Source organism: Xanthomonas sp. NCPPB 1067 (assembly GCF_020783795.1).
Classification (GTDB): domain Bacteria; phylum Pseudomonadota; class Gammaproteobacteria; order Xanthomonadales; family Xanthomonadaceae; genus Xanthomonas; species Xanthomonas melonis.
Window position 1 is genome coordinate 34,254 of record NZ_JAJGQG010000029.1, and the last position, 23,503, is coordinate 57,756.

Consider the following 23,503-nt stretch of genomic DNA (forward strand, 5'->3'; position numbering starts at 1 on the left):
CCATTAGTCTCGGACACGGGCGATCCCCAGCAGGTCATACACGTTTCGCATCAGATCCAACTCTTGGTAAGGCTTGCCCAGGTAGCGCTGCACGCCGATCTCGAAGGCGCGCTGGCGATGTTTCTCGCCACTGCGCGAGGTGATCATCACGATCGGCACCGCCTTGAAGCGTGGATCGGCACGCATCGCGGTGGCCAGCTCGTAGCCGTCCATGCGCGGCATCTCGATATCCAGCAGCATCAGGTCGGGCACGCGCTCTTCGAGCAATTCCAGCGCCTCGACACCGTCGCGTGCGGTGGTGACATCCAGGTTGTGGCGTTCCAGCACGCGGCTGGTGACCTTGCGCATGGTCAGCGAGTCGTCCACCACCATCACCAGCGGCACCTGGCGCTGCGCTTCGGCCGGGGTGTCCAGCGCCGGACGCGCCGGTTGGCTGAGGTAACGACGGACCAGCGGGGCGACGTCCAGGATCACCACCACGCGGCCATCGCCGGTGATGGTGGCGCCATAGATACCCGGCACCGACGCGATCTGCAGGCCCACCGGCTTGACCACGATTTCGCGGTTGCCCAGCACCTGATCGATCGCCACCGCGGCGCGCAGGTCGCCGGCGCGTACCAGCAGCAACGGCACCTGCGCCTGACCATCGGCGCGCGCCGGGGCCTGGCCCACCAGCGAACCGAGATCGTGCAGCACGTACTCTTCGCCGGCGTAGTGGTAACCGCCCTCGCCCGACTCGTAACGGCTGCGCGAGATGCGTCCGATACCACTGACCGATGCCACCGGCACCGCAAAGGTGGTTTCGCCGATGCGCACGAACACCGCCTGGGTGACTGCCAGGGTCTGCGGCAGGCGCAGGGTGAAGGTGACGCCCTGGCCGCGCACCGAGTGGATGTCCACCGATCCGCCCAGCTGGCGCACTTCGTTGCGTACCACGTCCATGCCCACGCCACGGCCGGCCAGCTGGCTGACCTGCTCGGAGGTGCTGAAGCCGGATGCGAAGATCAGGCCATCGAGTTCGGCCTCGCTCAGCTCCTGGCCCGGTTCGACCAGGCCGCGCTGTTCGCCGCGGCGACGGATCGCGTCGCGGTCCAGCCCGGCGCCGTCGTCGGCCACTTCCAGCACGATTTCCGAGCCTTCGCGGCGCAGACGGATCGCGATGCTGCCTTCTTCCGGCTTGCCCGCTTCGCGGCGTTGCTCGGGCGTTTCCAGCCCGTGCGCCACCGAGTTGCGCAACATGTGTTCCAGCGGCGCGACCATGCGATCGAGCACGTTGCGATCCAGTTCGCCCTGGGTGCCTTCCAGCACCAGGTGCACCTGCTTGCCGGTGTCGCTGGCCGCCTGGCGCACCACACGGCGCAGACGCGGCACCAGGCCATCGAATGGCACCATGCGCGCGCGCATCAGGCCGTCCTGCAGCTCGGAGCTGACGCGCGACTGCTGTTGCAGCAAGCCGTCGTACTGACGCGAGAGATCTTCCAGCACGCCCTGCAAACCGCCCAAGTCGGCCGCCGATTCGTTCAGCGCGCGGCTGAGCTGCTGCAGGGTGGAGAAGCGGTCCAGTTCCAGCGGATCGAAGGTGCGATCGCCCTGGTCCTGCTCACGCTGATAACGCGCCACGATCTGCGCTTCGGTTTCCAGATCCAGGCGGCGCAACTGGTCGCGCAGACGGGCGTTGGTGCGATCCAGTTCGCCCATGGCGCCGCGGAATGCGCCCAGCTGCTGCTCCAGCCGCGAGCGGTAGATCGCCACTTCGCCGGCGTGGTTGACCAGACGGTCGAGCAGATCGGCGCGTACGCGCACCTGCTCCTGCTGCACGCGCGGCAGGAAGTCTTCTTCGCTCTGGCCTTCGACCGGAATCGGTGCCGACAGCGGAGCCGGTTCCACCGACGCCTTGGCGATCGCACGCGCGTCCGCATCGCTGGGCTCCGCGGCATTGCGGCCACGGGTGCGGGTTTCGAAAGCTTCCACCAGGTCGGTGGGCATCGCCACCGCGCGGTGCATGCCGGTGCGGGTCAGCAACTGATGCAAGCGATCGAAGCCGCGTTCGAACAGACGGACGTCGTCGCGGTCGATGTCGGTGCGATTGGCCGCCACCGCTTCGAGCAGCGATTCGATCGCATGCCCGAGGTCGCCGATGGCGTTGATACCGGCCATGCGCGCGCCGCCCTTGAGCGTATGCAGGTCGCGCTGCAAGCCGTTGAGCACGTCGCGGTCATCCGGCGTCTCGCGCATGCGCGCGATCAGCCCGTCGCTGTGATCCAGCAGATCGCGCCCTTCCTCCACGAAGATGTCGACCAGTTCGCCGTCGAGCTGATCGAAATTGAGCGGACCGATATCGAACGCGGCACCGGCATCGCTGCCGAGAGTATCGGCACGGGCGGCGTCTGCCACCGGCGCGCTGAGGGCGGCTTCGGCTTCGGCGTCTGCCGGTGCGGCCTCGTGTGCGCCGGCGGGCGCATCGTGGCTTGCGTGCTGCCCGGAGTCGGCCTGCTCGGGGTGATCAGGCGACGTGGCTCGATCGGACCCAGCCATCTCCTCGGCGGATGCAGGGTCGCCCTCGTACGGTGCATCGGCCTCGCTGGACGCGACCGGCCCGGCATGCAACGCCGGCGCAGTCTCCGATTGCGGATCGCCAGCCTCTTCCACCTGATCGGCCGCGTGCGCCATTTCGAACGCCTGCACCGATTCGATGGTGTGTTCCGACGAAGCCTGCTCCGCAGGCACATCCGCGTCGGCCTGCTCGGCCTCTGCGTGCGCGTCATCCGTGTGCGCGGCATCGGCGGCGGAGTCGGCGCCAGCGACGTGATCGTGCGACGGCGCGACAGTTTCCTCCTGCGCGCTGGCCTCTGCCTGCTCGCTGGGTACGCTGTACGCATCGGAGTGCGAAGGCACGTCCAGGCCTGTGTCCTGTTGCGATTGCGCTTCCTGTTGCGATTGCGCTTCCTGTTGCGGATGCGCGAACGTTTCGGCGTCTGCGATCTCGTCCGGCTGCGCGGGCGCATGCGTCTGGTGTTGCTGCGCCTCGGCGTCGTGCATCAGGGCAGGCTCGTCCTGCTCGCCGTACGTGGTTTGCTCGGCAGCGTGCCCGGCATCTTCCGGCGTGCCCGCAGCGGGCGCAAACGACGGCACGGCGTACGCGTCGTCGTCCTGATCGGTCGACGGGTGATCCAGCGCCGCCGTTTCCGGCATCCAGTCTTCGGCGATCGCAGCAGATGCCTCCTCGGCCACCGGAGCCTGCGTCTGCACCGCTTCCAGCGCGTCGCTGCTTTCGACCGTGGCTTCGTCGGCAACCGCGCCGGCGGCGTCCGCACTGGCGAGCGTCTGTGTGGGCCCGAGCGCGGCTTCCGCGTCGGCCAGTTCGTCCACTGCCACGCTGTCGTGCGCAGCCACGGCGATGTCCGCCGCCTCTGCGGGCGTGTCGCCCGCCGCCGCATCATCCGCAGCGAAGGAGGAAACCTCGTCGGGCGCGGCATGCTCCTGCGTCGAAGCCGGTTCGGCCAAGCCATGCGCTGCCTCATGCGATGCCGCATCGGCGGCGCCGGCATGCTGCAGTCCGGCAGCGTCCCAGGCGTCGGCCTCGACCGCCGGCTCATCGGCCAGCGTGTCGTGCGCGATGTCGCGCTGGTCGACGGCTGCGGCGTCGACAGCCGCGGCGTCGCCCTGCACGGCAGCCGCCTGATCGGACTCGGCGGCCTCGTCGAACGCCGTCTCTGCGCCGTCCACCCGCGCGGTCGACACGTCCTGCGACGGCATCTCTTCGTCGCCCGGGGCCGGCGCCTGCAAGGCGTGGTTGGCGTCTTCGCCAGCCTCGGCGTCGGCCAGCTCGTCCACCGCGATCGGTGCCTCGGCAGCTGCGTCGATGTCGGCGTCGGCGGTGTGCGGATGCTCTGCCGGCGCGCTGGCGTCGGACAGCAGTGCACCGGCGTCCAGATACCGCGACAGGTCTTCCACACCGGTCAGTTCCACCCTCGCGTCGCGACCGGCAACCTCGTCGCTCACCGCGTCGGCATCGTCCAGCTCGTCCAGGAACGCCTGTGGCGGCCACTGCGCTTCCGGTAGCGTGTCCACCAGGGCGCGCAGGCGTTCGGTCAACGGTGCGAACGACGGGATCAACGGCGCCTCGGCACGCAGCGCGGTCACCGTGGCGGCGATCGCCGCGGAAGTGGCCGCGATGGCATCGACACCCTCGGCGGTCGGCTTGACCGACGCCGCGAGCAGGCGTTTGACATAACTCTCGGCCGGCGTGGTCACCAGGGTGATTTCCGGCACGTCGGTCATCGCGAACGCGCCGCTCATGGTGTGCACCGCACGCAGCAGCTCTTCGCTGGCCAGCTGCGGCTCGGCCTGACTGGTCTGCAGCCAGGCATTGACCGTTTCCAGATGCGTGGCGACTTCCGCTTCGAGAATTTCGCGCAGCACGCTATCCACCGAGGCCGGCGTTCCGCCGCTGGGCACCACCGTACCGGCGGCGACAGGTGTGGCCACCGCACTCGGCGCGGCGCTGGCCGCTGCAGCCACGTAATAGGCCTCCTCGCCGCTGGCCACGCGCTCGGCGACGGCCTGGATTTCCGGCAGATCGGCGTCGATCCGGCCCTGCTCGCGCAGGGCGGCATTGAATTGGGGCAGTACCTCGTACGCCAGCTCGACCATCGCCACCACCGCCGGACTGGCGGGGCGCGAGTTGTCGAGCACGCGATTGAGCATGCTTTCGATCTTCCAGCTGAACTCGCCGAGCACGCTGGCGCCGACCAGGCGACCGCTGCCCTTCAGGGTGTGGAACACGCGGCGGATCGGGCGCAGGTTGTCCAGGCTGTGCGGGGCGGCGCGCCAGACCGGCAACAGCTGCCCGAGGTTGACCAGTTCTTCGTCGAATTCCTCGAGGAAGACCTCGCGGATGTCGTCGTCGATGTCGCTGTCGCCGAAGCCGCCGAAAATGCCGGCCTCGACCGCCGGCTGCGGTGCGCTGGCCTGCGCCGGCACCGGGTCGGCCACGTCCTGCTGACCACCGGCCGAGGCATGCGGGCGCTCGGTATCGAACTGCGCGGCGGCCGCGTCGAGATCGGCCAGGAACGCCGCCGACGCGTCGTCCAGCTCGAACGCGCTGACCACGGCCTGCTGCACGCGCGGCGTGCTCTGCTCGGCAGGCGCGTCGACCGGTGCATCGGCAGACCCAGGCGCGGTGTCCACGAACGGACCGTCCGGTTCATGCGGCGGAGCCGGCGGCGGCGAGAACGCATCCTCGATGCTGCTCTGCGCGCGGCGTGCGTCGTTCTCGGCGATGAAGTCCAGCGGCGCGCCGGCCTGATCCGCATCGTCGGGAAGCACGATCTGTTCGATCGTCGGCGGCGCCTGCTGATCGGCGATCATCGGCGTGGCCGCGTGTTCCTGCTCCAGCGCGCTCAGATCCACGGTGTAACTGACCTGCGCGGCCTCGCTGGCGCCATGGCCATCCTGCTCGGCCGAGACCGGATCGAACGCAGACGCAGCGATCGGCGCGGCCTGTGCGGTGGTTTCCAGCTGCCAATCGCCGGGGGCCTGCGCGCCATCGTCGGACAGCTCCAGCGGCGCAACTGTAAACGGCACGTGCGCCTGACCGGAGAGGGTCTCCTCGGCGGCGACCGGGTCGAACGAAAACGCGGTATCGGTCGCAGCCGCGCCGGTGTCGTGCACCGCGCTGGCCGCGAACGGCGCTTCCACCACCGTCTGGTTGGCCCATTCCACAGCCGGGGCAGCCAGTGCTTCATTGGCGGCGGCGCCAGCCACGCCGGCAGCCGGCTGAGCGGGCGAGGCGATGGCCGGCGACAGCTCGGCGATGACGCCGGGCTGATCGGTGCCTACCGGCAATTCGGACGGCTGCCCGGACGGCAACGGCCAATAGCGCAGCGTTTCCAGGCTGTTGCGGGTGATGTCCAGGATCTCCTCGCGGCCGGGGCGGCGTTCGCGCAGGGCTTCCAGGTAGTACTCCAGGCTGGCCATCGCATCGGCCAGCGTGTCCAGCTGACGCCCGCTGGGCACGCGTCGTTTGCCGATCAGTTCCAGATCGACATAACGGCGCACGCCTTCCAGGTAGTCGGCCGCCTGCGGCAGTTCGAGGATGCGCAACGCACCGCCGACTTCGCCCAGCAGATGCGGCACCTCGGCCAGCCGGGAATGATCCCAGTTGGTTTCGATGAAGGCCACGAAGTGTTCGCGCGCCGTGCCGAAGTTGGCGATCGCTTCCTGCGCCAGCACGTCCACCGTGCGCCGCACTTCCGAGGAATTGGCGCTGTTGCTGGCTTCGTCGCCGTCGCCGACATCGGCGCCGAGGCTGGCGACCTGATCGTCCAGCGAGGCATCCACGTACAGCAGCGCGCCGGCGATATCCAGCAGCACGCTTTCGTCCATCTGCACCTGGCCATCGACCACCCGCGCCAGCGCATCGCGTTGCTGCACGACGACGTTGCGGGCCACGCCCAGGCCCATCATGCCGAGGGTGTCGGCGACGCTGGTGAGGTCCTTGACCTGGGTCTGCAGCTCGGCGATCTCGCCGCCCGTGCGCAGGTGCAGGTCCAGCGCGTCCTTGACGCGCAACAATTCTTCCTTCACCGCGCTGCCGACGGTATCGAGCAGTTCGCGATTGCGCCCGCTCAGGCTGCCGCGCGCGTGATCCAGCTCGGCCTGGGTGGCCGCAGCGGCCTGCGGGTCGATCGCGAACAGCACGCTCTCGCTCAGGCCCGGCTGCCCGCGGGTGGCGCGGATTTCGTTGAGCAGCGGCAGCAGCACGATCGGAATATCGCGATGGCCGTTCTGCAGGCGCTCCAGGTAATCGGGCAGCAGCACGGTGCCGCGCATCAGCATGGCGCAGGCCTCGTCGCGGTCGGCCACCTCGCCGGCCTGCACGGCCTGGGCCAGCAGTTCCAGCTCTTCGGCCACCATCGCCGGAGCATACAGCTCGACCATGCGCAAGGTGCCCTGCACCTGGTGCAGGTAACCGGCGCAGAAACGCATCCGGCTGGTGTCGGACGGTTCTTCGGCGAAGTACTCGATCTCGTTGCGCGCCTGGCGCAAGGTCTCGTCCAGCTCCGGCTTGACCCAGCCCAGCGCGGCGTGGCTCATCGCATCGCGAAGCGCACTCATTGCAGCCCCCTGACTACGGCCGGTCCACCACTTGCGCGGCCACCGGTCACTTCCTGCATCGACGTAATGCGACTACGCGCCATCTGCTGATCCTTTCCCGTTCCGCGTCGTGGTCACGCCGGCAGCTTGAAGTCGGCGACCGAACGGCGCAGATCGGCAGCGAGCTGAGCCAGGTTGCCGATCGACTCGGCCGTCTGTTCCGCACCCTGCGATGTCTGGCTGGTGATCTGACGGATCACGCCCATGGTCTGTGTGATGTCCGTCGCCGCGGCAGACTGCTGGTGCGCGGCGATGGAGATGTTCTTGATCAGGTTGTTCAAGGCGTTGGACACGCGCTCGATTTCGGTCAGCGCGGTGCCGGCGTCTTCGGCCAGGCGTGCACCGGACACCACTTCGGAGGTGGTCTGCTCCATCGAGCTGACCGCTTCGTTGGTATCGGCCTGAATGGTCTGCACCAGGCCTTCGATCCGCCGGGTCGCACCGGAGGTACGTTCGGCCAGGCGCTGCACTTCGTCGGCCACCACCGCGAAACCGCGACCGGCCTCGCCCGCCGAGGCGGCCTGCACCGCGGCGTTGAGCGCCAGGATGTTGGTCTGCTCGGAAATGTCGTTGATCAGTTCCACGATCGAGCCGATCTCCTGCGAGGACTCGCCCAGGCGCTTGATGCGCTTGGAGGTTTCCTGGATCTGGTCGCGGATCTGGTCCATGCCCTGGATCGTCTCGCGCACCACGCCCGCGCCTTCGGCGGCGATCACCACCGAGCGCTGCGCCACTTCGGCCGACTCGGTGGAGTTGCGCGACACCTGTTCGATGCTGGCCGCGATTTCGCTGATGCGCTCGGAGGCCGTGGTGATCTGGTTGGCCTGCTGGCCGGCCGCTTCGGCCAGCTGCATCGCGGTGGCCTGGGTTTCCTGGGTCGACACGGCCACCTTGGCCGAGGTGTCGTTGATGGTGGTCACCAGGTGGCGCAGCTCGTCCACGGCGTAGTTGATCGCGTCGGCGATGGCACCGGTCATGTCCTCGGTCACCGAGGCCTTCACGGTCAGGTCGCCTTCGCCGAGCGAGCTGATTTCATCCAGCAGGCGCATGATCGCCTGCTGGTTGCGGCTGTTGAATTCCACCTGCGCCTGGTAGCGCACGTCCTGCTCGCGGGTGCGCACCCGCACCGAGCTCCACACGAAGCCGACGATGGCCAGCAAGGCAACCAGGCCGGAGATCACGCCCAGCCAGAAATTCGGGAACAGCCGGGTGTCACGCGCCGAACCGAACGCGGAGAACGCGTCGAACAGCTGCTTGCTGTCGTCGAGCATCTTGCCGGAGCCGGCGGTCAGCGCCGCCGCCGAGGACTGCGCCGCGAACAGGTTGCGCGAGCTGGCCAGGATGGCGTCGATGTCCTTCTTCATCGTCGCCCACTGCGTCTGCGACTGCTCCAGCGCCGCCAGGGCAGCCGGATTGCGAACGGCGGCGATGCCGAGCTCGTCGTTGCCTGCGCGCAGGCCTTCCAGCATCTGCGTGAACACCACCGAGTCGCGCGCCAGCGCATCGCCAGAGGCGGCGGCGTTGGCGCCGCCGGCGCGCATTTCGGTGACGCGGCGGGCCATGGTGCCGGCCACCACCACCTGCTGCAGCGTGTTGTAGATCTGCGAAGCGGGCGCGCCGCTGGCGGTCATCGCGCGCACCACTTCGTTCAACTGCGCCTGCAGCTGCGGCACGCTGCCGGAGAACCGTTCGGCATTGCCGGCCAGGCCGAGCACTGCCGTCTCGCTGGCGATGACCTGTTCGGCGTTCTTGCCCAGCGGCACCCAGGTCGCCTTGAGCTGCGCCATCGGGCCGGCCACCGAGCCTTCCTTGCCGAAGCGGCCATCCAGTTCACTGACCGTGCTGTCGATGCGGGCCTTGGTGTCCTTGAACGCGGCAAACGCCTTCGTATCGCCCGAGACCGCTTCGCGGCCCTGGTTGGCCAGCTGTTGCGAGAGCACCTGCAGGTCGGCGGCGCCGGTGCCGGCGCCGGCAAGCCGGCTGCCCTGCCAGGTGGCGACGCCGGTATTGGCGCCGAACACGATCATCGACAACACCAGCAGGCCAAGCCAGAAGCTGGTACTGACGCTGCCGAGCTTGTTGGTCTTGCGGGCGTCCGGGGCGGTACTCATGGTTCGACCTCGATCTGTATGACGTGGCGGCTTGCGGATTAGGCCGCGGCCTGCCGGAATTCAGGAGTGCGCGACAGCAACGCCAGGGAGAACACACCCCAGTCCTGCGTCTCGTTGCGGAAGGCACGGTCGATGAAGTGCGCGTAGCGGCCTTGCGCCAGCTCGCCGGGCTCGACCGCCTGGGCCTGTTCGAAGCTGCGCTGGCCGTAGAGCTCGTCGATGGTCAGCGCAACGTCGCCGCCGCTCTGGCGCATGATCAGCACGCGCTGGCCTTCCTGCAGCACCGTGCGCCGGCCTTCCAGGAACTGCTTCAGATCGATCACCGGAAACAGGTTGCCGCGCAGGTTGCCCACGCCCAGCAGCCAGGGCTGGGCGCCCGGCACCGGCGTCACTGGCGGCATCGGCACGATTTCCGCCACTTCGCGGAAATCCGAAACCAGCCGCCGGGTGCCGACGCGATAGCCGACGCCACGCCAGATGTCTGCCGAGAACTGGCGTTCCGGCAGCGGCGTGGCGTGCGCGAGACTACGCCGTTCGTAGTCTTCGAGAATGTCGAATGGAGAGCGCATCAACGCACCAGTTGTTTGATGCGCGCGAGCAGATCGTCTTCGCGCGGCGGCTTGACGATGTAGTCGCTGGCACCTTGTCGCAGACCCCAGGCCTTGTCGGTTTCCATGCCCTTGGTGCTGACCAGCAACACCGGGATGTCCTTGGTGGCCTGGTCACGTGCGAGCGCACGCGTGGCCTGAAAGCCGCTCATGCCGGGCAACACCACGTCCATCAGCACCAGATCGGGCGCCTGGCTGCGCACCAGCTCCAGTCCTTCTTCGGCGTTATCGGTGGCGACCACCGTGTGGCCGGCTTTTTCCAGCCATTGACTGAAGACTGCCCGATCGGTGGGCGAGTCCTCGATCAATACAATTCGAGCCATGTTGCCTTTCCCCCTGGTCAGGCGTGGACGTACGTGCGGATCGCGCTCAGTAATTCTTCACGAGTGAATGGCTTGGTCAGATACTGCTCGGAGCCGACGATGCGGCCGCGAGCCTTGTCGAACAGGCCATCCTTGGACGACAACATGATCACCGGCGTCGATTTGAAGAGCTGGTTGCCCTTGATCAACGCGCACGTCTGGTACCCATCCAGGCGCGGCATCATGATGTCGACGAAAATGATCTGAGGTTGCTGGTCCGCAATTTTGGCCAGTGCCTCGAAACCATCCGTTGCTGTGACTACTTCACAGCCTTCCCGCTTCAACAGCGTCTCGGCGGTGCGGCGAATGGTCTTCGAATCGTCGATGACCATCACCTTCAGTCCTGCGAGTTCCCCACCCGCAGCCATGTTTTCACTCATGCAAATATCCCCGGGCGCGCGACGCTTCTATCCCTTCTGACGTCGCTACGAAACTGCATGTATATCCCAAGACCCGCATTGACTGTCAAGGGCGCCTTGCCGGGCCCCCGCCAGGCGGACGTTCCGACCGCGCCTGGGTGCGTCGAAACCGGCAAGTCGCGCATCTGCGACCGGGCCGGGCGCGCCATCGCCCACCGCTTGAAGTTACCATCGGCAGCCTGTTCGAAAGGTTTAGCCCCATGTCGCTCGACGTCGTCGTGGTGATGGATCCCATCGCCTCCATCAAGATCGCCAAAGACACCACCTTCGCCATGCTGCTGGAAGCCCAGCGCCGCGGCCACCGCCTGCATTACGTGCGCCCGGGCGGGCTGAGCCTGCGCGAAGGCCGCGCGGTAGCGCAGGTCGCGCCGTTGAGCGTGCGTGACGACAAGAGCGGCTGGTTCACCCTGGGCGAGTTCGCCGAGCTGGCATTCGGACCGGGCCAGGTGGTGCTGATGCGCAAGGACCCGCCAGTGGACGCGGAGTTCGTCTACGACACCCAGGTGCTGAGCGCCGCCCAGCGCGCCGGCGCGCAGATCGTCAACGACCCGCAGGGCCTGCGCGACTACAACGAGAAGCTGGCCGCGCTGCTGTTCCCGCAGTGCTGCCCGCCCACCCTGGTCAGCCGCGACGCGGCCGCGCTCAAGGCCTTCGTGCTCGAGCACGGCCAGGCCGTACTCAAGCCGCTGGACGGCATGGGCGGGCGCTCGATCTTCCGCAGCGGCACCGGCGACCCCAACCTCAACGTGATCCTGGAGACGCTGACCGACGGCAACCGCAAGCTGACCCTGGCGCAGCGCTTCATCCCCGACATCACTGCCGGCGACAAGCGCATCCTGCTGGTGGACGGCGTGCCGGTGGACTATTGCCTGGCGCGGATTCCGCAGGGCGACGAATTCCGCGGCAACCTGGCCGCCGGCGGGCGCGGCGAAGGCCGGCCGCTGTCCGAGCGCGACCGCTGGATCGCCGCGCAGGTGGGCCCGGAAATGCGCCGCCGCGGCATGCGCTTCGTCGGTCTGGACGTGATCGGCGACTATCTGACCGAAGTCAACGTGACCAGCCCCACCTGCGTGCGCGAGCTGGACGCGCAGTTCGGGCTGAACATCGCCGGGCTGCTGTTCGATGCGATCGAGGCCGGCACGCCGCAATGAGCACGGCCGCAGCCCTGCCGGCACCGCTGGACGAGCGCCGGCGGCTGACCACCACGCTGGTGATCTCGCTGTTGCTGCATGGCGCGCTGATCCTGGGCGTGGGCTTTGCGGTCAGCGAGGATGCGCCGCTGGTGCCGACCCTGGACGTGATCTTCAGCCAGACCAGCACCCCGTTGACGCCCAAGCAGGCCGACTTCCTGGCCCAGGCCAACCAGCAGGGCGGCGGCGACCACGCCACCGCCCAGCGCCCGCGCGACAGCCAGCCCGGCGTGGTGCCACAAGACCGCACCGGGCTGGCGCCGCAGGCGCAGCGCGCCACCAGCGTGCAGGCCCCCGCACCGACCCAGACCCGGGTGGTGAGCAGCCGCCGCGGCGAACAGGCCCTGCCGATCCCACAACCGGATCCGCAGACCGATCCGCTCACTCCGGCCGATGCGCAACGCATCCAGCGCGATGCGGAGATGGCGCGGCTGGCCGCCGAGGTGCATCTGCGCTCGGAGCAGTACGCCAAGCGGCCGAACCGCAAGTTCGTTTCCGCCAGCACCCGCGAGTACGCCTATGCCAACTATCTGCGCGCCTGGGTGGACCGCGCCGAGCGCGTGGGCAACCTGAACTATCCCGACGACGCGCGCCGGCGCCGACTGGGCGGCAAGGTGGTCATCAGCGTGGGCGTGCGCCGCGATGGCAGCGTGGAAAGCAGCCGCGTGCTGATTTCCAGCGGCGTCCCGGCGCTGGACGCTGCGGCGCTGCGCGTGGTGGAGCTGGCTCAGCCGTTCCCGCCGTTGCCCCGCACCAAGGACGACGTGGACATTCTCGAAGTCACGCGGACCTGGCTGTTCCTGCCCGGCGGCGAGCTGCACGACGACCGCTGACACCGCTTCAGCGCTGGCCAGCGCCTCAGGCCAGCTGTGCCGCAGCGTGCAATCGGTCGGCCAGCGCCATGATCTCGGCCGCATCCTGCACGCGTTCGCGCCAGGCGGGGGGAATCCCTTCGACGCCGTAGAACGCGCCAGCGAGCTGGCCGCAGATCGCGGCCGTGGTGTCGGCATCGTCGCCCAGATTGGCCGCGCGCAGCACCGCCTCGGCGAAGGTGCCGGTGGTGGCGAAGCACCACAGCGCCGCCGATAGCGCATCCACCACGTAGCCGGTGCCGCGGATCTGCGCGGCGGGCACGGCCACGTGGTCGCGCGTGGACAAGGCGCGCACGGTCGGGGTGGTCAGTTCCGCGCACGGCGCGCCCAGCACCTGCTCACGGGTGCCACCCAATAAGGCGACCCTCAACTGGACCGCAAACAGGCGGCAGGCGTCCAGGGCCTCGGCGGCGGCATGCGTGGTGCGCGAACTATCCGCGGCACGCGCGCCCAACTCGTCCGGGCGGTGCGCGTAGTACATGACCACCGGCGCAAGCCGCATCAGCGAACCATTCCCGGCCGAGCGCGGATCGGTGCTGCCGCTGAAGGCCGGGCCGCCATCCAGATAGCGTTCCAACGCCTGCCGCACGGTACCGCCGATATCGAAGCAGGCACCGGTGCTGCTGAGATAACCGTGCCGGTACCAGTTGCAGTAGCGGTTCATCTGGTCGGCGGCGTCGAAGCCCTGCCGATGCAGCAGGCTGTGCGCCAGGCATAGCGCCATCGAGGTGTCGTCGGTCCACTGCCCCGCCCGCAACGCGAACGGGCCGCCGCCGCACATGTCGTCGATCGGGGTGAAACTGCCGGGTGGCCGGAATTCCAGCGTGGTGCCGAGCGCATCGCCGGCTGCCAAGCCGAGCAGGCAGCCACGAAAGCGCGCGCGTTGCGCATCCGCTCCGGTCATGGGGCGATGCCAGCCGCCTTGACGGCGCGCGCGGCCTGCTGCTCGACCAGGGTGAGTGCGACATCGTCGCGCAGGTACGCCGGCTCCACGCGCTCCGGCGCCAGCCCCTCGCCCCGGTGCAGCGCGGGCACGGCGAGCGCGAGCAGGTCGGCGGCATGCGGCAAGGCGCCCGCATCCACGCTGCTCAGCTGCGCGGCAAAGCGCTGCTGCAGCAACGCGTCGGCGGCCGCAAATCCGGTTCCCACCCCGGCCAAGCACTGCACCGCATCCGGTACGACCACCGCATCGGGGGCACATACGCGCTCCGGGGCCAGTTCCAGCAGTCCGTCGGTGGTGCGCGCGAACACCCCGGCGTAGACCTCGCCCATGCGCGCATCGATGCTGGCCAGCACATGCGTCGCCTCTGCCGGTGCGCGCAGGGCCAGCACCTGCAGTGTGGAGACCGCCAGCACCGGCAGATCCAGGGCCAGGGCAATGCCCTGTGCGATGCCGATCGCCAGCCGCACGCCAGTGAAGGCACCGGGCCCGCGTCCGACCGCGATCGCATCGAGCTGGCGCCGCGCGATGCCGGCGTCGGCCAGCAATTGCTCGGCCCAGGGCAAGGCCAGCTCGGCGTGGCGACGCGGCGCCAGTTCGAAGCGCTCGCTGACCCGGCCGTCCACGTGCAACGCCACGGAACAGGCTTCGGTGGAGGTTTCGAAAGCAAGGATGTTCATGGAAGAGCGCCGGGGCCGGGGACCCGGAACTGGGGACCCGGGAAGGCGCAAAGTCTAACCGATCGATTCGAGCGGCCGAGGCGGCCGAATAGCCGGGGCCGGGGCCGGGGACCCGGGACTGGGGACGCGGGAAGGCGCAGTTCAACCGAGCGATTCGAGGGCCAAGGCGACATCCTGAATGCGCCACCTGCGCCGTTGCTGTTGCACGCGAGCGCGACACGCGACCGCCATGAGACCTCGGCCCTGCCCTTACCCGGGTCCCGGGTCCCCGGTCCCCAGTCCCGGCTCCTCAAAAAACGCCTGCACATCGGCAATCTCGCGCGTGCGCGCAAACGGTGGCAAGGATGTCATGAAGGTGCGCCCGTAGCTCTTGGTGATCAGTCGCGGATCGCACAGCACCAGCACGCCGCGATCGGTTTCGCTGCGGATCAACCGGCCCACGCCCTGCTTGAGTGCGATCACTGCCTGCGGCAACTGCTCGTCGCGGAACGGGTTACCGCCCTCGCGGCGAATCGCATCCAGCCGCGCTTCGAACACCGGGTCGTCGGGGGCGGCGAACGGCAGTTTGTCGATCACCACCACGCTGAGCGCGTCGCCCACCACGTCCACGCCTTCGCGGAAGCTGGCCGAGCCCAGCAACACGCCGTTGCCTGAATCGCGGAACCGCTGCAGCAAGGTGGCGCGCGGCGCTTCGCCCTGCACGAACAACGGCCACCGTGCGCCGCGCAGCGCGTCGGCGGCCTCGCGCAACGCGCGGTGCGAGGCGAACAGCAGGAACGCACGGCCGTTGGAGGCCTCCAGCACCGGCATCAACGCCGCGATCAGTGCAGTGCCGAAGCCGCGCGCCGCCGGATCGGGCAGATTCGGCGGCAGATAGCACAGCGCCTGGCGCGTCCAGTCGAACGGACTGGGCTGCAGCAAGGTCACCGGATCGCTCAGCCCCAGCCGCATGGCGATGTGATCGAACTCGCCACCCACCGCCAGCGTGGCCGACGTGAACACCCAGGCCGCCTGCGACTTTTCGCGGTGTTCGCGCAGCGGTCCGGACACGTCCAGCGGCGTGCGCTGGCAGCGGAACCCGCGCGGGCTCAGCTCGTACCAGAGCACATCGTTATCGACTGTCTGCTGCGGCGGATCCTGCGCGAAATCGGCCACCGGCAGGTCTTCGCCCAGCCAGCGCGACAGCCGATTCAGGGCTTCCTGCGCTCGCGCCGTGCAGCCATCGAAACCGGGCGAGGCCTCGCGCAGCGGCAGCAAGGCCTCGCCCAAGCCCGCCAGTGCCGAGAGCACCGCATCGAAGCCATCGCGCACCTGCGGCTTGGCCAGGGCCCGCCACTGCGTGCCACGCGGCGGCAGCCCTTCCATCCCGGCGCGCAGACTGCGCAAGGCATCGTCCAGCGCCAGGATCGGCGCCTGCAGGCTGGCCTGCGCGCCGGCGACCAGACGCGCTTCCACCATGCAATCGCGCGCCAGCTCTTGCCACGGGCGCATACCGAAACTTTCGCCGAAGAAGTTGGCCGCCAGCTCCGGCAACTGATGCGCTTCGTCGATGACGAAGGCCTGCGCACCCGGCAGGATTTCGCCGAAGCCTTCCTGCTTGAGCGCCAGATCGGCCAGCAGCAGATGATGGTTGACCACCACCAGGTCGGCCGCCTGCGCACGCTGGCGCGCCTGCACCACGAAGCACTCGCTGTAGAACGGGCAGTCGGTGCCCAGGCAGTTGTCGACGGTGGAGGTCACCATCGGCAGCAGCGGCGAGTCGTCCGGCAGGGCGTCCAGTTCGGCCATGTCGCCGTACTGGGTGCGCCCGCTCCAGGCCACGATGCGCTGGAACTGGGTGACCTGCTCGGGCGTGGCAAAGCGCGGTTCGCCACGCGCCTGCTGGGTGCGGTACTTGCACAGATAATTGGCCCGGCCCTTCAGCAGCGCACTGCGCAGACCGACGCCGAGCGCGGCGCGCACGCGCGGCAGGTCGCGGTGGAACAGCTGGTCCTGCAGCGCGCGCGTACCGGTGGAGACGATGGTCTTCAGTCCGGACAACAACGCCGGCACCAGATAGGCATAGGTCTTGCCGGTGCCGGTGCCGGCTTCGGCCAGCAGCACGTCGCGTTGCTCCAATGTCTCGGCGATGGCACCGGTCAGGCGCAGCTGCGCTGCACGCGGTGCGAACGCATCGAGCTGACGCGCGAGCGCCCCGCCCTCGCTGAGCGCTTCGATGCTGGCAGTGGCAAGTTGGGACATGGGACCGAACGGATGCGGGTGGAAAACGCGCCAGCCTAGCGCGTGGGGGGTGATGCTGCCCGATCCTGGTCGGGCCGTCGGCGACCGGCGGCCCCCGCAATGCGCGGGCGATACGGGCGCCGGGACCATGCCGGTGCAACCGTGCCGCTATCGGAACGTCGCGGATCGGCTATGCGGCCGTCGCTGCAAAGGCCACGCCAGACCGGCGGGTGCCGGCGTCGCCGCGCCCACGCAACGACAGATCTGACTGCGCGGGATCACCGAAGCCGGGCAGCCCCAGTCCGCGTCTGGCGCAGGCCCTTGGCACACGCACCAGACGGCGCTGCATGCTCCCGCCGGCGATCCGGCCGGGCGCAACGCGTCCGGTGCGTGCATCGCTCAATAGCGCTTCATTCCCGGCACGGTGCAGCCGGCGATCTGCGTCTTGGCCGAGGCTGCATTCTCCTTCTCGCCGCGCGCCAGTCGCGACTGCTCGATGGTGGCCCAATGCCGCCGGCACAGCGGGCCGGTCTTGGAGCCCAGATCCACCGCCTGCTTGGCGTAGCGTTCGGCGGCCGGCCAATCGGCCTGCAGCACCGCCACTTCGGCGCGCTCCTGCAGGATCGCCGGATCGCCGGACACCAGCCCGAGCGCCTGATCCAGCGCCGCCGCCGCGCCCGCCAGATCGCCGGCCTGGCGGCGGGTCTTGGCGGTCTCGCGCAGATCGTCCACCTGCGGGTCGCGCAGCGGCTGGACCGACAACTCGGTATCGTCGGCGCCGGCCTCGCGTTCGATCAGCAACAACCGTTGCGTCGGCGTAGTCGGGTCCACCGGGGTCGGTGGCGGTGTGGGCGGCGCACTGACACAGGCGGTGACTGCGGCAAGCACACCGATCAGGGCGAGAAAACGATGCAATCGGGTCATGGGATGGCTCCAATCATTGCGCAGGGGGCGCCGTTGCGGGCGTGGGTGCGGGTTCTTCCGGCTTCTTTTCCAGACCGAAGAAACGTCGCCAGCCGCCACCGCCGGATTGCTCGGCAGGCGCAGCCGCCTCGCCCGGCGCGCCCTCGAGGGGCGGTGCAGTGCTGGTGCAAGGGACGAAGGCCGGCGTGAACCCAACCACGAACGGGAACTGGCGCGCGCCCGGACAGCCCGCATCGGTCACCCCGGTGCCGGCCGCGTCCACCCATTGCCAGTCCAGCCCCTTGCCACTGACCTTCAGCGGCGCGCTGGGCAGGCGCGCGAAGATGCTCGACCACACCCGCATCGCGCCGGTGGCGCCATACAGGCCGGTCTGTTCGTTCTGATCGTTGCCCATCCAGATCACCGCCAGGTGATCGCCGGTGTAGCCGGCGTACCAGCTGTCGCGGCCGTCGTTGGAGGTTCCGGTCTTGCCGGCCGGCGCCAGGCGCCCCAGGCCATCGCCCAGCAGCTGCCGCGCAGTACCACCGCTGACCACCTGCTGCAGGCCGATGCTGATCAGATTGGCAGCCACCGAATCGCCTTCCTGCGCCGGCGCGGGCGTCTTGTCGTAACGCTTGAGCAGCTTGCCCTGCGGATCGAGTACCCCACGCACCGCGTGCAACGGCTGGATTTCCCCGCCGGCGGCAAGGAACTGATACAGCTGCGCCATGCCGTACGGGCTCTGGTCGGTGGCGCCCAGGATCAGCGATGGATTGGCGTCGGCCTTGATCCCGGCCAGCACCTGGATCAGCTGCGCGATGCGGTCGGCACCCACCTGCATGCCCACCCGCACCGTGGCCTGGTTGTACGAATGCGCCAGCGCATCGATCAGCCGCACCGTGCCGTGGCTGCGGTTGTCGGAGTTGCCCGGCGACCAGATCTTGCCGCGACTGAGCCGCACGCTCACCGGCGAATCGTCGACCCAGCTGGACAGCGCCCAGCGGTCCGGCGACGCCAGCGCCAGCATGTAGACGAAGGGCTTGAGCAACGATCCCACCGGCCGTTGCGCTTCCACCGCGCGATTGAAGCCCGGCTTGGCCACGTCGCGGCTGCCGACCACCGCCAGCACGTCGCCGTTGTGCACGTCCGTCAGCACCAGCCCGGCCTGCAGCGGCGGGCGTTTCTTGTTGTCCAGGCGTTTGATGGTTCCGGTCACCGCGCCTTCGGCATAGGCCTGGGCCGAAGGCGACATGCCGGTCAGCACGCTCATGCCTGCACCCTGCAGCACGCCTTCCGGGTAATCGTGCGCCAACTGGCGCCGTACCAGATCCACATAGGCGGGGAAACGGTTGGCGGCGACCAGGCCCGGCTCCTTCGGCACGCCCAGCGGCGCGGCCAGTGCGCGCTTGTACTCGGCGGCGTCGATCAGCCGGTTCTCCTGCAACTTGCCGAGGACGAAGTTGCGCCGGTCCAGCGCGCGTTCCGGGTTACGCCGGGGGTCGTAGTACGAAGGGCCTTTCACCAGCCCGATCAACAGCGCGATCTGCTCGGTGGTCATCGAGTTGAGCTCGCGGCCGAACCACAGCTCCGCGCCGGAGGACACGCCGTGAATCGCCTGCCCGCCACGCTGGCCCAGATACACCTGGTTGAGATACGCCTCCAGGATGGTGCGCTTGTCGTAGCGCGCCTCCATGATCACCGCATACAGGATCTCGTTGAACTTGCGGGTCAGCGTCTGCTCCTTGCCAATGCCCAGCAAGCCGCTGCGGGCCAGCTGCTGGGTCAGTGTGCTGGCACCCTGCCGCACCTGCCCGCCCGAACGCAGCATGATCCAGGCCGCGCGCACCATGCCGCTCAGATCGATGCCGTGGTGGCTGTTGAAGTCGCGATCTTCCACCGCCTGCAGGCCGGTGACCAGCAACTCCGGCACCTCTTCCATGCGCACCAGGCGACGTTCTTCCTGCTTCTGCCCGTACAGGGTGGCGATGCGCGCCGGATCCAGCCGCGCGCTCTTGAGCGCCTTGCGGGTACCGGTATCGCGCAGGCTGGCCACCCGACCACCGGACAGCGCCACCTCGATGCGGCGCGCCGGCACCGCACCATCCACGTCGTTGTAGCCACGGCTGGCGATGGTGAAACGGCTGCCGTCCTGCTGGTAGGTACCGGCGAGCTTGGCCTGCCCATCGTCGCGGTAGGACGCCGCGTCCAGCTCGGTCTTCAAGGTCGCCGCGTCCAGCGCGTTGCCGGGAACCAGCACCAACGGGCGCCCGTACACCCGGGTCGGGATCTGCCACCGCAGTTCGCCGAACCGCTGGCTGACCTGCTGGTTCAGATACACCGTGTAGGGAATCAGAAAGCCGAGCGCAAGCGCGAACGCGGCAAATCCCCAGACGATCAGCCTGCGTTGCCAGCGGGAGCCTTGCTCATGGGAGTCGTCCTCGAAGTCTTCGGGATCGTCGTGGTCGTAGCGTCGGGGCACGGGGATGCGGGAATGTAGAGTCCGGCGAGTCTAGCGCAGCGGTGCCATGGCTGCCGCCCGCCGGCCCCGTCGACTTAAGCGTGGCTTACAAAACGCTGCGCACGGTCCACCCATGCGGACCATCCCGCCGGCGATGCTCGGAATCGGCGGCCACCCCTCGTACACTGCGGGTCCACCGCGCCGTCCACGCCTTGCCCGACGACTGCGCGTCACCTTGCATGAGCTGCACGCTGGAGTTTTCAAGGAATGTCGATGTCCCTGGCCGACGCGCGTTATCTGTTCAACCGCGTGCTCGGCCTGATCCACCGCAGCGTGGCGAGCCTGCGCACACGTGGCTGGCGCGCCACCTGGCAGCGCATCCGCGTGCACACCCAGGCGCCACCGGTCGCGCTCGGCACGCCATTGTGGTTGCCGCCGCCTGCGCCATTTGCCGCATTCGCGCTGCCGCATAGCGCCAGCCCGCGGGTGACGGTGGTGATTCCCGTGTACAACCACATCGCGCATACGCTGGCCTGCCTGCGCGCGCTGGCCGCGCATCCGCCGCAGCTGGCGGTGGAAATCGTGGTGGTGGACGATGGCAGCAGCGACGCCACCACCGAGCAGCTGCCGCGGATCACGGGTCTGCACTACCACCGGCGTTCCAGCAACGGCGGCTTCATCGCTGCCTGCAACGACGGCATCATGCTGGCACGCGGCGACTATGTGGTGCTGCTCAACAACGACACCATTCCGCAGCCTGGCTGGCTGGATCGGCTGATCGACACCTTCGACCAGGCTCCCGACGTTGGGCTGGTCGGCGCGCAGCTGGTGTATCCGGACGGGCGGCTGCAGGAATCCGGCGGCGTGGTGTTCGCCGATGGCAGCGCCTGGAGCTATGGCCGTTTCGAGTCGGCCGACGACCCGCGTTACGCCTACGTGCGTGCGATGGATTACTGCTCGGGCGCGGCCATCGCGCTGCCGCGCGCCTTGCTGCAGACGCTGGGCGGACTGGATCGCCGCTACATGCCCGCCTATTACGAGGACACCGACCTGGCATTCGCGGTGCGCGCGGCCGGTCACCAGGTCCTGGTGCAACCGGCCAGCGTGGTGGCGCACGACGAAGGCACCAGCAATGGCACCGATCCCCGGGTCGGGGTGAAGGCCTACCAGGTCCGCAACCAGGCGGTATTCGCCGAGAAGTGGCGACACGTGCTGCCGGAGCAGCTGCGAGCAGGCACGGTGCCGGGGCCGGCGCAGCTGCACCGCGCGCAACGTCAGGTGCTGATCCTGGACGAATGCGTGCCGCAACCGGACCGCGACTCCGGATCGCTGCGACAGTTCAACCTGATCCGCTTGCTGCGCGAGGAAGGCGCCCATGTGGTGTTCGTCCCCACCCGGCGCGAACACGCCGGGCGCCATACCCTGGCGCTGCAGCAGTTGGGCGTGGAAGTCTGGTACGCCCCCTTCCTGGACGGCATCGGCGGCTGGCTACGCACGCACGGCGCGCGGTTCGCGGCCGTGCTGCTGGTGCGTCATCACGTGGCGCACGCCTGTCTGCCGCTACTGAAACAGTACGCTCCGCAGGCACGCACGCTGTTCGACACCGTGGACCTGCACTACCTGCGCGAACGCCGCGGCGCCGAACTCGCCGGCGATGCCACTCTGCTGCGCAGCGCCGAGCGCACCCGCGCGCGCGAACTGGACATCATGGCGGCCACCGACGTCACCGTGCTGGTGTCGGCCGCCGAGCAGGCGCAACTGCGCGCGGACGCGCCGCAGCTGCGCACCGCCCTGCTGTCGAATCTGCATGAGGTGGCCGGTAGCGGCCAGCCCTTCGCGCAACGCCGCGATCTGGTCTTCGTCGGCGGGTTTCGCCACTCGCCGAACGTGGACGCGGCGCAGTGGTTCATCAGCGCGATCTTCCCGTTGGTGCGCGCCGAACTGCCCGACGTGGTGTTTCACTGCATCGGCGCGGACCTGCCCGAGGCGCTCAAGCTGCTCGCCGAGGAGTCTCCCGGCGTACGGTTGCACGGCCATGTGCCGGACCTGACGCCGTTCATGGACAACGTACGGGTCGCGGTGGCGCCGTTGCGCTTCGGCGCAGGCGTCAAAGGCAAGATCAATCTCAGCATGGCGCATGGCCAACCGGTGGTCGGCACCACCTGCGCGGTGGAGGGAATGCATCTCCGCGATGGCGACGACGTCTGCGTGGCCGATCAGGCCGATGCCTTCGCCGGCGCCGTCGTGCGCCTGTACCGCGATGCGGCGCTATGGCAGCGCCTGGCGGACAACGGCCTGCGCAACGTGGCCGAGCATTTTTCGCTGGATGCCGCACGCGACACGGTACGCGCGTTGTTCCTCGCCGAGTGAGCCGGCGCGCACAGCAGCGCTGAAACTCCCTACCGGCGCTGCTCGCTCACCGCCCTGACCCTGCGGGTGAACTCGGCCAGTTCCGGCAGCCCGGGATCCAGCTGGTGCGCCTGATCCTGCGCACGTCGGGCAAAGGCCGCATCCTCCTGCCCCAGGCGCTCGCTGCCGACGGCGATCCAGCGCTGCGCCAGCCGGCGGCGTGCGTCGGCCACCGCGTCGCCACCGGGAGTGAGCGCCTGCCAGGCGTCCAGGCAGCCGCGCGCCGCACGCAGGCGGTTGTCGCGCAGTTCGTCCTCGAAACAGCGCCGGCTGGCGGGCGCCACGCGCGCGGCCGCCTGCAGCACACGGGGATCGCGCGGCGCCAGGGCCTGCGCAGCGCGCACGGCGTCGTAGGCGCTGGCGCCGGGCGGCGTCATCCATTGCTGGCGCGCCTCGGCCTCGGCCACCTGCAGCAGCAGCGCACGCAGACGGCGTTCGCGCACGCTGCGCGAGAGCCCGGTCTCCGGCCCGCGCTGCGCGTCGCGCGCGCGCGCGATGGCCTGCTCGGCCTGGACGATCGCCGGGTGACCAGGCGCCAGTTCCTGCGCCTGGTGCAGCGACTGCGCTGCCTGGTCGAAGCGGAAATCCGCTGCCTGCCGCGCGGCCTGCGCGGCGTATTCGCCGGCCACCCGTTCGCGCCCTTGCCGTGCCCCGGCGTCCTGCGGCTCGGCCGCCAACACCGCGTTGAAATCGCGCGCGGCCGGCGCCAGCCGCCCTCGCCGCAGCAACGCCTCGGCGCGTTGCCGGCGCTGGTCCAGCAGGCGGTGGTACTGCCCTTCGGTCGATGGCAGATCGACATGCCCCGGGTCGTAGCGCCTGGCGGCCGCCAACAAACCGGCGGCCTCGCCGAGCGCATCGCGGGCCAGCGCCTGGCGCGCCTGCGCCAACACATCGGTAAGGGCATCCTCGCGCCCCTCCAGCGCATCGGTCCGCTCCGGCGCCAGGGTCAGGATGCGTTGAAACAGCGGTAGCGCACTGTCCGGCGTGCCATCCAGCCGGCCTTGTCGCTGTGCGGCCACCGCCTGCGCCAGCAAGGCGTCCAGCCCCGTAAGTTGCGCCTGCAGGCGGCGCAGCTGCAGCGCAACCGGCGCGATCCGTGCCTGCGGCACCTCCAACGCGCCGGCCAGCGCCAGCGCGCGCTGCGCTGCTGCGGCATCGCCTGCCGCAACCGCT

General features: G+C 69.1%; 14 protein-coding genes. 3 read left to right on the forward strand and 11 right to left on the reverse strand.

What is annotated here, in order from left to right; all coding sequences use genetic code 11:
• Positions 1-3 precede the first annotated feature (3 nt).
• The 5 genes from LL962_RS17585 to pilG all read right to left on the reverse strand — a co-directional run bounded on the left by LL962_RS17585 (position 4) and on the right by pilG (position 10,619).
• Complete coding sequence (locus tag LL962_RS17585; protein WP_228317832.1) at positions 4-7,119, reverse strand: Hpt domain-containing protein; 7,116 nt, start codon at positions 7,117-7,119, stop codon at positions 4-6.
• A 113-nt stretch (positions 7,120-7,232) separates the two neighbouring features.
• Positions 7,233-9,269 carry a methyl-accepting chemotaxis protein gene (locus tag LL962_RS17590; protein WP_228317833.1) on the reverse strand — a complete coding sequence of 679 codons (2,037 nt, stop codon included), beginning with the start codon at positions 9,267-9,269 and terminating at the stop codon, positions 7,233-7,235.
• Positions 9,270-9,307: 38 nt separating this feature from the next.
• Entirely contained in the window at positions 9,308-9,838 is a 531-nt protein-coding gene (locus LL962_RS17595; protein WP_014508568.1) for a chemotaxis protein CheW, read from the reverse strand.
• Positions 9,838-10,200 (reverse strand): response regulator, encoded by a 363-nt coding sequence (locus LL962_RS17600; protein WP_104586557.1) that lies wholly within the window; start codon positions 10,198-10,200, stop codon positions 9,838-9,840. Before LL962_RS17600 ends, LL962_RS17595 begins: the two co-directional genes overlap by 1 nt.
• A 17-nt stretch (positions 10,201-10,217) precedes the next feature.
• Complete coding sequence (gene pilG / locus LL962_RS17605) at positions 10,218-10,619, reverse strand: twitching motility response regulator PilG (RefSeq protein WP_104586558.1); 402 nt, start codon at positions 10,617-10,619, stop codon at positions 10,218-10,220.
• Positions 10,620-10,858: 239 nt separating this feature from the next.
• Here pilG and gshB point away from each other — a divergent pair, with 239 nt between their 5' ends.
• A complete protein-coding gene (gshB, locus tag LL962_RS17610; RefSeq protein WP_104586559.1) occupies positions 10,859-11,809 on the forward strand; it encodes a glutathione synthase in 951 nt (316 codons plus the stop codon).
• Positions 11,806-12,681, forward strand: a complete 876-nt coding sequence (locus LL962_RS17615) for an energy transducer TonB (protein WP_228317834.1) — start codon at positions 11,806-11,808, stop codon at positions 12,679-12,681. Before gshB ends, LL962_RS17615 begins: the two co-directional genes overlap by 4 nt.
• A gap of 25 nt (positions 12,682-12,706) precedes the next feature.
• Here the strand turns inward: LL962_RS17615 and LL962_RS17620 are convergent, their stop codons facing one another.
• The 5 genes from LL962_RS17620 to mrcB form a co-directional block, all read right to left on the reverse strand.
• Positions 12,707-13,624 (reverse strand): ADP-ribosylglycohydrolase family protein, encoded by a 918-nt coding sequence (locus tag LL962_RS17620; RefSeq protein WP_228317835.1) that lies wholly within the window; start codon positions 13,622-13,624, stop codon positions 12,707-12,709.
• A complete protein-coding gene (gene tsaB / locus LL962_RS17625) occupies positions 13,621-14,340 on the reverse strand; it encodes a tRNA (adenosine(37)-N6)-threonylcarbamoyltransferase complex dimerization subunit type 1 TsaB (RefSeq protein WP_228317836.1) in 720 nt (239 codons plus the stop codon). The genes LL962_RS17620 and tsaB overlap by 4 nt, the downstream gene beginning before the upstream one ends.
• A 249-nt stretch (positions 14,341-14,589) precedes the next feature.
• Positions 14,590-16,581 (reverse strand): ATP-dependent DNA helicase, encoded by a 1,992-nt coding sequence (locus LL962_RS17630; RefSeq protein ID WP_228317837.1) that lies wholly within the window; start codon positions 16,579-16,581, stop codon positions 14,590-14,592.
• 378 nt (positions 16,582-16,959) lie between these two features.
• Positions 16,960-17,484, reverse strand: a complete 525-nt coding sequence (locus tag LL962_RS17635) for a hypothetical protein (protein WP_104586564.1) — start codon at positions 17,482-17,484, stop codon at positions 16,960-16,962.
• A 13-nt stretch (positions 17,485-17,497) separates the two neighbouring features.
• Complete coding sequence (gene mrcB, locus LL962_RS17640; RefSeq protein ID WP_228317838.1) at positions 17,498-19,942, reverse strand: penicillin-binding protein 1B; 2,445 nt, start codon at positions 19,940-19,942, stop codon at positions 17,498-17,500.
• A gap of 246 nt (positions 19,943-20,188) precedes the next feature.
• On the opposite strand from mrcB, the gene LL962_RS17645 reads away from it, so the two are divergent.
• Positions 20,189-22,291, forward strand: coding sequence for a glycosyltransferase (locus LL962_RS17645; protein WP_228317839.1), 2,103 nt, complete (start codon positions 20,189-20,191; stop codon positions 22,289-22,291).
• Positions 22,292-22,320: 29 nt separating this feature from the next.
• On the opposite strand, the gene LL962_RS17650 is transcribed toward LL962_RS17645, so the two are convergent.
• Positions 22,321-23,503 (reverse strand): hypothetical protein (locus LL962_RS17650; RefSeq protein WP_228317840.1); only part of this gene is annotated, 1,183 nt, incomplete at its 5' end.